A 12,288-nucleotide genomic window follows, 5' to 3' on the forward strand; every position below is an offset into this window, starting at 1 on the left:
GACCCTCCGCCGTGATCAGGCGAGTGTCGCCTCCAGAGTGATGTCGATCCCGGAGAGCGCCTGAGACACGGGGCACCCGGTCTTGGCCCCGTTCGCGATCTCCTGGAAAGCCTCCGGTGTCAGGTTCGGCACGGTCGCATTGACGTTGAGGTGGCTGCCGGTGATTCCGACACCCGGCTTGAACGTGACCGAGGCGGTGGTGTTGACGCGCTCCGGCGGGGTGCCGTTCTCCGAGAGGGCGTGCGAGAGCGCCATGCTGAAGCACGACGCGTGCGCGGCGGCGATGAGCTCCTCGGGCGTCGTGGTCGTGTCGCTGCCTTCGCTGCGCGCCTTCCAGTTGATCGGGAACGTTCCGAGGTTGGACGACGAGAACGCGACCGTGCCGGACCCTTCCATGAGCGATCCGGTCCAGGTGGTGGCGGCTTCGCTGGTCACAGGCATGATTCCTCCGGTTCTGGCACTGCGGGCGCAGCGTCGACTCGTCGCCAGCCTACCGAGCGGGGGAGCGGTGGGGAACAGACCTCACGCGGTGGCGGCCCTGCCGATCAGTCCCGCTCGCTGCAGGAGGAGGTAGAGCTGGCATCCCAGGCAGAAGGCGAATGCCGCGTTGAGGAAGGCTGCCAGGAAAGCGGCAGCCGTCGCGATCGGCAGCGCCCACGGAACACCGAGGAGGTGCAGGACGAGGCCGACGCCGACGACGAAGAGTCCGACTCCCTGCGAGAACCTCGGTGGACGCGGGTCCTCGAGCTCGGTGGGCGGCGAGAGGCGGGGTCGCACCGCCGCGCGGAAGAGCGCGCCCCAGGGGGCCGTCCGCGGTGACACCGCACCCCACAGGAACAGTGCGGCGATGGCGACAGTGAGGAGGAAGCCGGGGTCGAGGGCGCGCTGTGCCACGGATGCCGAAGAGATCATCCACCCCGTCGGCGCGACGGTGGCATCTGCGAGGGGCTGGTAGGCGAACCAGCCGAACGACGCGGAGCCGGCTTGCGCCGTGGATATCCCGGTCAGGGCGAGGAAGGTCGCGACCAGCAGCAGCACCGCGGTGATCGCTGCGGCGAAGCGAGGGCCTCGAGGGTCGATGCCGGCGGGGTTGCTCATGGATGGCTCCGGTTCTTCGGCTAGACAGCTGCGAGGGCTTCGGTGAGGGCGTGCCGCTGGGGGACGCCATGGAATCGCGCACGCACGGCTCCGGACCCGTCCACGACGAAGGTCGTCGGTGTCTGGAGCACCTTGTAGCGGGCCGAGAGGTCGGGCCGGTGAGTCAGATCCACCTCCACGTGATGCAGGCCATCGTGCTCAGCCGCATATGCGTCGAGCATCCTCCGCACCTGCGGGCATCGCGCGCACATCTCGGTGCTGAACTGCACGAGCGTGGCGCGGGGACCGAGTTCGGCGGAGTCGGCGTCCGCCGGATCGAAGCGGAGCGCACCGCCGTCGCGTCGTCGGCCGTCGCGGCCGCGCAGCACGACGCCGATCAGGGTCGCGAGCACGAGCAGTGCAGCGGCGACGCCGAGGGCGAGCGCGGGTGACATGCGTCGAGGATATGCCTCGCCGTGGCACGCACGGGCCGATGTTTCCGAGGATGACGGCGACGCTCTGACAGAGCTCATCCGCCCGTCCAGGTGAGGGTGGCGGTATCGTGGCTGTCATGAGCGCAGCCGTCCCGACTCCTTATGAAGATCTGCTCCGAGACGTCTTGGAGAGCGGCACGCACAAGTCCGATCGCACCGGCACCGGCACGACGAGCGTCTTCGGACGACAGATCCGCTTCGACCTGTCGAAGGGCTTCCCGCTCATCACCACCAAGCGCGTGCACTTCAAGTCCATCGCATACGAGCTGCTCTGGTTCCTGCAGGGCGACTCGAACGTGGGGTGGCTTCGGGAGAACGGTGTCACGATCTGGGATGAGTGGGCCGACGAATCCGGCGATCTGGGCCCCGTCTACGGCGTGCAGTGGCGTTCATGGCCGACGCCCGACGGAGGAAGCATCGATCAGCTCTCCGAGGTGATCGAGCAGATCCGCCGCTCGCCCGACTCGCGACGGCTGATCGTGTCGGCATGGAACCCCGCCGACATCCCCGACATGGCTCTCGCCCCGTGCCACGCTCTGTTCCAGTTCTACGTCGCCGACGGCAAGCTCTCCTGCCAGCTGTACCAGCGCAGTGCGGACATGTTCCTCGGAGTGCCGTTCAACATCGCCTCCTACGCGCTCCTCACGTTGATGATCGCTCAGCAGGTGGGCCTCGAGCCGGGCGACTTCGTCTGGACGGGAGGCGACTGCCACGTGTACGACAACCACGTCGAGCAGGTGCGGGAGCAGCTCAGTCGCGAGCCCTATGCGTACCCGACGTTGCGCTTCGCTCGGAAACCCGACTCGATCCTCGACTACCGGTACGAGGACTTCATCGTGGAGGACTACCATCACCACGCACCGATCAGGGCGGCGGTCGCGGTATGACGTGGGTGGGGTTGATCTGGGCCGAAGCACACGGCGGCGTGATCGGCGCCGAGGGCGGGATGCCGTGGCATGTGCCCGAAGACATGGCCCACTTCAAGGAGGTCACCCTCGGTGCGCCGGTGGTGATGGGCCGCAAGACCTGGGACTCTCTCCCTGAGCGTTTCCGCCCGCTCGCCGGTCGCGACAACATCGTGGTGACCCGGCAGCAGGACTGGTCCGAAGAGGGCGCGCGGCGCGCGGCGACCGTCGCCGAGGCTGTCCGCGGACTCGACCGGGCCTGGATCATCGGCGGCGCGGAGATCTTCCGACAGGTGATCGGCGATGCCGATCACCTGGAGGTCACCGAGCTCGACCTCGACGTCGCCGGTGACGCGTACGCTCCGGACAAGACGGGCTGGCGCCTGGTCGACGAGGGGGAGTGGCACACCTCACGCACCGGCGTCCGCTATCGCTTCCTCGGATACGAGCGCTGATGCCCACCGCACTGATCACCGGAGCCAGCGCAGGTCTGGGTGCCGAGTTCGCCCGTCAGCTCGCGCGACGTCGGGCCGATCTCATCCTGGTCGCGCGGTCGGAGGACGCTCTCGAGAAGCTGGCAGAGGAACTGCGGAGCGAGTACGGGGTGGCGGTCGAGATCGTCTCCGCCGACCTGGCGGAAGAGGCCGGAGTCGAGAAGGTCGCGGAGAGGCTGCGCGACGACGCCGACCCGGTCGATCTGCTCGTGAACAACGCCGGCTTCGGCTTGCCACTGCAGTTCGCCGACAACGACATCGACGATGAGGTCCGTCATCTGCGGCTGCACGTTGAGGCGTCGATGCGTCTCATGCATGCGGCGCTGCAATCGATGCGCGGTCGCGGCGGCCGTATCATCAACGTCGCCTCGGTGGCGGGATTCATCTCGCGGTCGACCTACTCCGCGTGCAAGGCATGGCTCATCGCCTTCAGCCGCTGGGCGAACGCCGAGTACAGGCGTGACGGCGTCACCGTGACGGCGTTGTGCCCCGGCTTCACTCATACGACATTCCATGAGCGCATGGGCCTGCCCGTCGGCGAGGAGGGCGTCCCCGGCATCATGTGGCTGAACGCACGCGATGTCGTGCGGATCGGTCTTCGCGATGCCGCTCTCGGCAAGTCGGTGTCGGTGCCGTCGCTGCGTTACAAGGTGATCGTCGCTGTGGCGCGCGTCCTGCCCAGCTCGCTCACCTCCGGCGTGGCGCGACGCGGCCGGGTCTGAGCCCGCAGCCGGCAGGCTTCCCCCCGCAGGGTCAGCGGAATCTCCCGAGCCGGATCCCTGCCAGCGCGAGGGCGGCGATGGTCTCGCCGTCCGTGATCGTTCCGTCCGCGATCATCCGGATCACGTCTCCGAACGGCACCCAGGAGACGGCATGGATGCCTTCCTCCGCTTGGGCGTCGGCAGAGTCGCCCCGCGAGCTGTCCGGGCCCCCGATCGGACGGAGATCGCGGGCGAGGAAGACGTGCTCGGGGGCTTCGGCGATGCCGTTCAGTGCCTGCATGCCGCCGAGGGAAGTCCAGTCGGCCGCTTCGAATCCGGTCTCCTCGCGGAGCTCACGCTGGGCCGCCGCGAGCAGATCTTCGCCGTCGCTGCCGCCTGCCGGCACCTCGATGGTCATGCCGACGGTGTACCTGTCTATCGTGACGAGACACACGCGGTCGTCTTCGTCCATCGCGACGATGAACACAGCCGGATGCTGCATGGAGACGACGCCGTAGATGCCCTCGTCGCCCGAGGGCCCCGTGATCCGGTCCTCTCGTACACGGATCCAGGCGTTCTCGTACTTGGTCTCCGTGCCGCGTGTCACCCATCCCATCCCTCGAGCGTACGGCGGACTCCGCCGGTCATCACCCACGGCGACCCGATGTCGCCCGCGCCCTCCCGTCCGCATGAGCAGTGGTCGAACCGATACGCTGGACGCATGACGCACTCGGGCAACCCCTTCGGACAGGTTCTCGTCGCGCTCGTCACTCCGATGACGGCCGACGGTGAAGTCGACTGGCCCGCTGTCGAGAAGCACATCGATGACGTGATCACCGCGGGAGCGGACGGCATCGTCGTGACGGGAACGACCGGCGAGACCTCGACCCTGACGGACCCCGAGAAGCTCAAGCTCGTCGAGGTCGGGAAGTCCGTCTCCGCGGGGCGGGCCAAGATCATCACGGGCGGCGGCTCCAACGAGACCGCCCACGTGATCGAGCTCTACAAGGCCAGCGAGAAGGCCGGCGCCGACGGCATCATGATCGTCACGCCGTACTACAACAAGCCGACGCAGGCGGGCATCCTGACCCATTTCCGGCTGGTCGCCGACGCGACCGACCTCCCGGTGATCCTCTACGACATCCCCGGACGCACCGGTGTGCCGATCAAGTACGAGACGATCCTGCGCCTCGCGAAGCACCCGAACATCCTCGCCGTGAAGGATGCCAAGGGCGACTTCTCCGAGGTGAGCCGGGTGCTGAACCAGACAGACCTGATGTATTTCTCCGGCGACGACGCGAACGTGCTGCCGCACCTCGCGATCGGTGCGACCGGCCTCATCGGCGTAACCGCCAACGTGGCCGCCGCTCCGTACCGGACGATCATCGACGCGGTGAACGCGGGAGACCTCGCCACGGCCACAGCGGAGCACAAGCGCCTCGAGCCGCTCGTCCGCGCTGTCATGACGCACGTCCCCGGGACCGTGGCAGCCAAGTACATCCTGCACGGTCTCGGTCGTATCTCGAGCCCGCGCGTGCGGCTTCCCCTGGTCGGTCCCGAGGAATGGGAGGCCGCGCTCATCGAGGATGAGCTGGACCTCGTCCAGAACGTCCCCGGTGCCGACTTCTCGAACTTCCGTCCCGACCGCAATGCGGCTGCGGGCGGCGCCCTGCCGAAGGTGCACGGCACGACGCGCTGAGCCGCGTCGCCATGAACGAACGGACGCGCGGAGTGTCCGACTGAGGAGACAGCATGTCCATTCCCCTGGTAGAACCGACCGCTCTCGACGAAGGGACGCTGCGGGTCATCCCGATCGGCGGGCTCGGCGAGATCGGTCGCAACATGACCATGTTCGAGTACGACGGGAAGATCCTGATCGTCGACTGCGGCGTGCTCTTCCCCGAGGAGCACCAGCCGGGCGTCGACCTGATCCTCCCGGACTTCGAGCCGATCCGCGACCGCCTCGACGACATCGTCGGCGTGGTGCTCACGCACGGTCATGAGGATCACATCGGCGCGGTGCCCTACCTCCTGCGTCTGAAGAGCGACATCCCCCTGATCGGTTCCGGGCTCACCCTTGCGCTCGTCGAGGCGAAGCTCAAGGAGCATCGCATCAAGGCCTTCACCCTCACGGTGAAGGAGGGCCAGGAGGAGCGGGTCGGTCCGTTCGACCTGGAGTTCGTCGCGGTCAACCACTCCATCCCCGACGCACTGGCCGTGGCCATCCGCACCCCCGCCGGCATGGTTCTCGCGACGGGCGACTTCAAGATGGACCAGCTGCCGCTCGACGGCCGGATCACCGACCTGCGCGCGTTCGCCCGCCTCGGTGAAGAGGGTGTGGACCTGTTCCTCGTCGACTCGACCAACGCAGACGTCCCCGGCTTCACTCCGACGGAACGCTCCATCGGCCCCGTGCTCGATCAGGTGATCGCGAAGGCACCGCGTCGAGTGATAGTGGCCAGCTTCTCCAGCCATGTCCACCGTGTGCAGCAGGTGATCGATGCCGCACACGCCAACGGGCGTCGTGTCGCGTTCCTCGGTCGCAGCATGGTGCGCAACATGACGATCGCGGAGCAGCTCGGCTACTTGAAGGTGCCGGACGGCGTCCTCATCGATTTCAAGAAGGCGCGCGACCTCCCCGACGAGCAGATCGTCTACATGTCGACGGGCTCGCAGGGTGAGCCGATGGCCGTGCTCAGCCGGATGGCGAACATGGACCACGCGATCGAGATCAGCGAGGGCGACACCGTCATCCTCGCGTCCAGCCTCATCCCGGGCAACGAGAACGCCGTGTACCGCGTGATCGACGGCTTGACCAAGCTGGGCGCCAACGTCGTGCACAAGGCGAACGCCAAGGTGCACGTGTCCGGACACGCCGCCGCCGGCGAGCTCATCTACTGCTACAACATCCTGAAGCCGAAGAACGTGCTTCCTGTCCATGGCGAGTACCGTCATCTCATCGCCAACGCGAAGCTCGCGCAGGACACCGGGGTGCCGGAGGACAACACGATCATCGCCTCGAACGGCACCGTGATCGACCTCAAGGACGGCGTCGCGACTGTCGCGGGGCAGCTCGATCTCGGCTTCGTCTACGTCGACGGGTCCACGGTGGGCGAGATCACCGATGCCGATCTCAAGGACCGTCGAATCCTCGGCGAAGAGGGCTTCATCTCGGTCATCGTCGTGGTGGACGCGACGACCGGCCGCATCATCTCGGGCCCGGAGATCCACGCGCGCGGCGTCGCCGAGGATGACTCCGTGTTCGACGACGTCACGCCCAAGATCGTGGCTGCGCTCAAGGAAGCGTCGGGCAACGGTGTCCGCGACACCCACGCGCTGTCGCAGGTGGTGCGGCGCACCATCGGTCGCTGGGTGAACCAGCGGCTGCGTCGCCGCCCCATGATCGTGCCGCTCGTGATCGAGGCGTGACCTCGGTGGGGTCGTCCCTCACTCACGGGTAGCCGTCACGCCGACGTAACACCGTCGGCCTATGCTCGCGACATGCACAGGGGCCTCTCGCTTCGCAGGGCATCGCAGACGGACGCGGTGTTCCTCGGCGACATGCTCGTCGAGGCGGCGAACTGGCGGGCCGGGGGAGTGCGTCCGAGGCACGAGGTGCTGACCTCACCCGACCATCGGCGTTACCTCGCAGGGTGGATGCGGATGTCCGACGACGGCCTCATCGCGATGGGTGACGATGCGGTTCCGGTCGGTGCCGCCTGGTATCGCGTGCTTCCGCAGAACGAGCCGGGGTTCGGCTTCGTCGGTGTGGCCGTCCCCGAGCTGATCATCGGAGTGCATCCGCTCTGGCGTGCGCGGGGCGTCGGGCGCTCGTTGCTGCGTGGCGTCGTGCAGCTCGCCGGTTCGCGGGGTCATGCCAGGATCAGCCTGAGCGTGGAGCGGGACAACTTCGCACGCAATCTGTATCGGGCGGAAGGGTTCACCGTAGTGGGTGAGGGGGCGACACGAGACACGATGGCGCGGAGAACGGCGTAGGCAAGGCTCTCTCCGATCCGTGGAAAGCCGCGTCATTACGGGGCGATGTCGCTTGTTGGACGTAACGTGAGAGCATGGCCAGGAGTACCACGAAGACAGAGCGCGCGTCGACCAGCGCACCGTCGCGCCCCAAGCGGCAGACGGCTCCCAAGGCCCCGCCCGCACGCAAGGCCCAGCCGGCTCCCAAGAAGTACATCGACGAGGCCGACAAGCCTCCTATCGCCGTCCGCGCCTGGGTCGGGCTGGCGCACGGCGTCGGTGGACTCTTCCGCGCCTTCGGCCCTGAGACGCTCGAAAAGGACGACCGTCGCGACGGCTTTCCCCTGTTCCTCGTGCTCCTCGCCGTGCTCGGTGCGGTCAACGAGTGGTTCTTCATCGGCAACGAGGTCGCGGCGAACATCAGCGCGTACTCGGTGGGCCTCTTCGTCGGGCGCGTGGCGTTCATCATGCCCGTGCTGCTCTTGCTGCTCGCGGGGTGGCTGTTCCGGCACCCGTCCTCGGTCCATGACAACGGTCGCATCGGGATCGGCTTCGGCATGTTCGTCCTCGCGCTCGCGGGGATGTTCCATGTCGCGGGGCCCCGCCCGCATCCGAACCAGGGGATGCCGGCGCTCAGCGAGTCGGGCGGTCTGCTGGGCTGGCTGGTAGGACAGCCGCTCACGTATCTCACCGACATCCCGGCGTACATCGTGCTCTCGCTGCTCGCGGCGCTCAGCATCCTGATCCTCACGAAGACGCCGCCGAATCGCGTCGGCGCCCGTCTCGGCGACCTTTACGCGTGGATGTTCGACGCGGAACGCCCGGAGAAGCCGGCGAAGGACGCCGCGGAGATCGACGACGCGGACAAGACCGATGACCCCGACGTGCTGCCGTGGTGGCGCCGTAACAAGACCGGCCGCGAAGAAGACCCCGATGAGGGCACGCTCGACTCCGACGACATCACCGCGCTGCTGACGACATCCGAACCCACGCCGGCCTATGACCAGGCCGTCGTCGTCGAGAACCCCTACGACGCCGCTACCGAGGTGCTGTCCGAGGTCAGGTCGGTCGCCGATTCCCTCGCCGAGCAGCAGACCACGGCCCTGCTCGACGACTCGTCCGAGACAGGAGAGGTGCCGGAACTCCCCGGTCTCGACGGCTTCGGCACCGATGGTCCTGGTGACCGCGGTCCGCAGGCGCCGGTCACGCCCTACATCCTGCCCTCTCCCGGGCTCCTGGTCGAAGGCCCGCCGCCGGTCATGCGCTCCGAGGCGACCGACAAGGTGATCGAGCAGATCACCAGCGTGCTGTCGCAGTTCAAGGTCGACGCCAAGGTGACCGGGTTCTCGCGTGGCCCGACGGTCACGCAGTACGAGGTCGAGGTGGGCCACGGCGTCAAGGTCGAGAAGATCCTGCAGCTGAGCAACAACTTCGCCTATGCGGTGGCGTCGAACGATGTGCGCATCCTCTCGCCGATCCCGGGCAAGAGCGCGATCGGCATCGAGATCCCGAACGCCGACAAGGAGATGGTGGCACTCGGCGATGTGCTGCGCTCGCCCGCTGCGCAGAAGAGCACGCACCCCATGACGATCGGCGTCGGAAAAGACGTCGGGGGCAACATCGTCATCGCGAACCTCGCCAAGATGCCCCACCTCCTCGTGGCCGGATCCACGGGCTCCGGTAAGTCGAGCTTCGTGAACTCCATGATCACGAGCCTGCTGATGCGTGCTCGTCCGGCCGACGTGCGCATGGTGCTGATCGACCCGAAGCGTGTGGAGCTCACCAGCTATGCCGGCGTCCCGCATCTGATCACGCCCATCATCACGAACCCGAAGAAGGCGGCTGAAGCGCTGCAGTGGGTCGTGAAGGAGATGGACATGCGGTACGACGATCTCGCATCGTTCGGCTTCCGGCACATCGACGACTTCAACCGGGCCGTCCGCGCGGGCGAGGTCGAGTTGCCCCCGGGCAGCGAGCGCGTGCTGAAGCCCTACCCGTATCTGCTGGTCGTCGTCGACGAGCTCGCCGACCTCATGATGGTCGCTCCTCGCGACGTGGAGGACTCGATCGTCCGGATCACCCAGCTCGCACGTGCGTCCGGCATCCACCTGGTGCTCGCCACGCAGCGTCCGAGCGTCGACGTCGTGACGGGTCTGATCAAGGCCAACGTCCCTTCGCGACTGGCCTTCGCCGTCACGAGCGTCACGGACAGCCGTGTCATCCTCGACAGTCCCGGCGCTGACAAGCTCATCGGTCAGGGTGACGCGCTCTTCTCGCCGATGGGCTCATCGAAGCCTTTCCGCCTGCAGGGTGCGTGGGTCGATGAGAAGGAGATCGACGCGGTCGTCAAGCACGTGACCCGTCAGGCTCGCCCTGACTACCGTCCGGACGTACAGGAGGCGATGGAGCCGTCGAAGAAGAAGGAGGTCGACGAGGACATCGGAGATGACCTGGAGCTGCTGCTCGCGGCCGCCGAGCTCATCGTCTCCTCGCAGTTCGGATCGACGTCGATGCTCCAGCGCAAGCTCCGTGTCGGGTTCGCGAAGGCCGGTCGTCTCATGGATCTCCTCGAGTCGCGCGAGATCGTCGGCCCCTCCGAGGGGTCGAAGGCGCGTGACGTGCTCGCCACCGCCGAGCAGCTCCCGCAGGTGATGGCCAAGCTGCGCGGCGAGGACGTCCCGGCGGCCCCTGCGGCGTCGGCCGCTCCTGCGGCTCCGCCGGTACCGCCGTTGCCGCAGGCTCACGATCCGATCGCGGCTCAGTACGAGGGTCTTCCCGAGGTGGAGGCCGAGGGCGACGAAGACGCCTGGGGCCTGACGGGGCGCGACTGATGGCGATCCCACGGCAGCTCCCCAACGCCATCACGGTCGCTCGCATCCCGCTGGCCGTCGTGTTCTTCGTCCTGCTTCTGCTGGGCGGTACCTACGGGCTCTCCGACCCGGGTCTCCGGTGGGCTGCGGGAGTGATCTTCATCGTCGGGATCTCGACGGACTGGGTCGACGGCTACCTCGCACGCAAGTACGACATCGTCAGCGACTTCGGCAAGCTCTGGGATCCCATCGCCGACAAGATGCTCACCGGCGCGGGGTTCATCGGACTCGCCATTCTGGATGAGGTCAGCTGGTGGATCGTCGCGATCATCCTCGTGCGCGAGTGGGGCATCACCATCCACCGGCTCATGGTGGCCAGCGAGCATGTCGTGGCCGCGGCGTGGATGGGCAAGATCAAGACCGCCTTCCAAGGTGTCGCGCTCGGATGGGCTCTTCTCCCGTTGCATTACGTCATCGGTCTCGATGCCTGGACGCTGATCACGTTCATCCTCATGCTCATCGTGCTGGTGCTGACGGTCGCGAGCGGCATCGACTACATCGTGGCGCAGGTGCGCGGGTCGCGCCGGAAGCCATGAGTCGTGTGGCTGCCGAGGTACTCTCGGCGCTGGGGCGACGCGGGTGGAAGCTCGGAGTGGCCGAGTCGTTGACAGGTGGAGCTCTGTGCGCTGAGATCGTGGCGGTCCCCGGGGCGTCCGCTGCGCTGCTCGGAGGAGTGGTGGCGTACGCGACGCCGGTCAAGGCATCCGTGCTGGGCGTCGACGAGGAGCTGCTGGCGAGACACGGGCCGGTGCATCCTCAGGTCGCCCTGGAGATGGCGGACGGCGTCAGGAGCGTCGTCGGTGTCGACGGCGAGGCTGCCGACGTCGGGGTGTCCACGACCGGGATCGCCGGACCGGAGTCCCCGGACGGGCAGCCCGTCGGCACCGTGCACATCGGGGTGGTGACACCCGCAGCATCTCGCACCACGGCCTTCCACTTCGCCGGGGATCGGGAATCGATCCGTGCGCAGACCGTGGCCGCCGCACTGGAAGAGCTGCACTTCCTGCTCGCGGAATAGCTGCAGCCCCCGGCTGGTTATGTCTGATGTGCTCACACGTAAACCACAGAGTGCAGGAGTAGATTCTGTGCACGCCAGGGGTACTAGACTGGCTGTCTCATCGGGGGCAACCTCGAGCGAACACATGGGGAGGAGGTTCCGATGATTCTTGTACGACAGGAAATCGGCGATGTGCTGAGGGACTTCCGCCTGCAGAAGGGGCGTACGCTCCGGCAGGTTGCCAGTAAGGCCTCTGTCGCCCTCGGCTACCTCAGCGAGGTGGAGCGCGGCCAGAAAGAGGCTTCGAGTGAGATCCTCGCCTCTGTCGCGGACGCTCTCGATGTTCCGATCTCGACGATCATGCGCGAGGTGGGCGACCGTATCTCGGTGCTCGAAGGCATCCAGGTCTTCCCGGATGTCGTCCCCGACGATCTGGTGGCCTCGGTCGAGCCCCAGCTCTCGCTGCACTGATCCCCGAGCGGGGTGGCGATGCGTCGTAGCGAGTTTCTTCGCGCGGTGGACACAGAGTTCCAGGCGCGGGCTTCGTCCCTGGTGAACGATCTCGGTCTGAGCGGAGTCGGTGGCCGCACGGCGGTCGAGGCGCTGGCAGACGGAACCCCGCCGCGCGATATCTGGTTGGCGTTGTGCGCGGAGATGGATGTTCCCGAGGAACGACGTCACGGGGTCGGACGCCAGGAGCCACGAGGGCGCTGACCGGCGAGATGATCTCTGGGAAGTACGGAAACGGGCCCGTGGATTTCGGCGTGTCGTCGAA

15 protein-coding genes are annotated in these 12,288 nt (G+C 67.1%); 11 read left to right on the forward strand and 4 right to left on the reverse strand.

Annotated features, from left to right (window positions below; genetic code table 11):
* Nucleotides 1–15: 15 nt before the first annotated feature.
* From RN51_RS16310 to RN51_RS16320, 3 genes are all read right to left on the reverse strand, one after another.
* On the reverse strand, nt 16–441 hold the full coding sequence (locus RN51_RS16310; protein WP_045265091.1) for an OsmC family peroxiredoxin: 426 nt from the start codon (nt 439–441) through the stop codon (nt 16–18).
* 81 nt (nt 442–522) lie between these two features.
* On the reverse strand, nt 523–1,098 hold the full coding sequence (locus tag RN51_RS16315; RefSeq protein WP_045265092.1) for a DUF4395 family protein: 576 nt from the start codon (nt 1,096–1,098) through the stop codon (nt 523–525).
* 20 nt (nt 1,099–1,118) lie between these two features.
* Nucleotides 1,119–1,532, reverse strand: coding sequence for a thioredoxin family protein (locus RN51_RS16320; RefSeq protein ID WP_045265093.1), 414 nt, complete (start codon nt 1,530–1,532; stop codon nt 1,119–1,121).
* Between the two features lie 116 nt (nt 1,533–1,648).
* Between RN51_RS16320 and RN51_RS16325 the strand changes: the two genes are divergently transcribed.
* Genes RN51_RS16325 through RN51_RS16335 form a run of 3 tightly spaced genes read left to right on the forward strand, consistent with a single transcriptional unit; the run spans nt 1,649 to nt 3,692 of the window.
* Complete coding sequence (locus tag RN51_RS16325) at nt 1,649–2,458, forward strand: thymidylate synthase (RefSeq protein ID WP_045265094.1); 810 nt, start codon at nt 1,649–1,651, stop codon at nt 2,456–2,458.
* Nucleotides 2,455–2,931: a dihydrofolate reductase gene (locus tag RN51_RS16330; RefSeq protein ID WP_045265095.1), complete on the forward strand. Its 477-nt coding sequence runs from the start codon at nt 2,455–2,457 to the stop codon at nt 2,929–2,931. The genes RN51_RS16325 and RN51_RS16330 overlap by 4 nt, the downstream gene beginning before the upstream one ends.
* A complete protein-coding gene (locus RN51_RS16335) occupies nt 2,931–3,692 on the forward strand; it encodes an SDR family NAD(P)-dependent oxidoreductase (protein ID WP_045265096.1) in 762 nt (253 codons plus the stop codon). The genes RN51_RS16330 and RN51_RS16335 overlap by 1 nt, the downstream gene beginning before the upstream one ends.
* 31 nt (nt 3,693–3,723) lie before the next feature.
* Here RN51_RS16335 and RN51_RS16340 read toward each other — a convergent pair whose 3' ends face one another.
* The gene (locus tag RN51_RS16340; protein ID WP_045265097.1) at nt 3,724–4,287 is read right to left on the reverse strand and encodes an NUDIX domain-containing protein; all 564 of its coding nucleotides are present in this window, start codon (nt 4,285–4,287) and stop codon (nt 3,724–3,726) included.
* Nucleotides 4,288–4,392: 105 nt separating this feature from the next.
* Here RN51_RS16340 and dapA point away from each other — a divergent pair, with 105 nt between their 5' ends.
* The 8 genes from dapA to RN51_RS18285 all read left to right on the forward strand — a co-directional run bounded on the left by dapA (nt 4,393) and on the right by RN51_RS18285 (nt 12,227).
* Nucleotides 4,393–5,370: a 4-hydroxy-tetrahydrodipicolinate synthase gene (gene dapA, locus RN51_RS16345; RefSeq protein WP_045265098.1), complete on the forward strand. Its 978-nt coding sequence runs from the start codon at nt 4,393–4,395 to the stop codon at nt 5,368–5,370.
* Nucleotides 5,371–5,423: 53 nt separating this feature from the next.
* On the forward strand, nt 5,424–7,100 hold the full coding sequence (locus tag RN51_RS16350; RefSeq protein ID WP_045265099.1) for a ribonuclease J: 1,677 nt from the start codon (nt 5,424–5,426) through the stop codon (nt 7,098–7,100).
* A 72-nt stretch (nt 7,101–7,172) separates the two neighbouring features.
* A complete protein-coding gene (locus tag RN51_RS16355; RefSeq protein ID WP_045265100.1) occupies nt 7,173–7,667 on the forward strand; it encodes a GNAT family N-acetyltransferase in 495 nt (164 codons plus the stop codon).
* A 74-nt stretch (nt 7,668–7,741) separates the two neighbouring features.
* Entirely contained in the window at nt 7,742–10,477 is a 2,736-nt protein-coding gene (locus tag RN51_RS16360) for an FtsK/SpoIIIE family DNA translocase (protein ID WP_045265101.1), read from the forward strand.
* A complete protein-coding gene (pgsA, locus tag RN51_RS16365; protein WP_045265102.1) occupies nt 10,477–11,052 on the forward strand; it encodes a CDP-diacylglycerol--glycerol-3-phosphate 3-phosphatidyltransferase in 576 nt (191 codons plus the stop codon). The genes RN51_RS16360 and pgsA overlap by 1 nt, the downstream gene beginning before the upstream one ends.
* On the forward strand, nt 11,049–11,534 hold the full coding sequence (locus RN51_RS16370) for a CinA family protein (RefSeq protein ID WP_045265103.1): 486 nt from the start codon (nt 11,049–11,051) through the stop codon (nt 11,532–11,534). The genes pgsA and RN51_RS16370 overlap by 4 nt, the downstream gene beginning before the upstream one ends.
* Nucleotides 11,535–11,675: 141 nt before the next feature.
* A complete protein-coding gene (locus tag RN51_RS16375) occupies nt 11,676–11,984 on the forward strand; it encodes a helix-turn-helix domain-containing protein (protein ID WP_026049981.1) in 309 nt (102 codons plus the stop codon).
* Between the two features lie 18 nt (nt 11,985–12,002).
* Nucleotides 12,003–12,227, forward strand: coding sequence for a DUF3046 domain-containing protein (locus RN51_RS18285; protein WP_082066632.1), 225 nt, complete (start codon nt 12,003–12,005; stop codon nt 12,225–12,227).
* The last annotated feature ends 61 nt before the right edge of the window (nt 12,228–12,288 follow it).

Origin of the sequence: Microbacterium oxydans, assembly GCF_000956405.1 — a bacterium.
Taxonomy (GTDB): Bacteria; Actinomycetota; Actinomycetes; order Actinomycetales; family Microbacteriaceae; genus Microbacterium; species Microbacterium oxydans_C.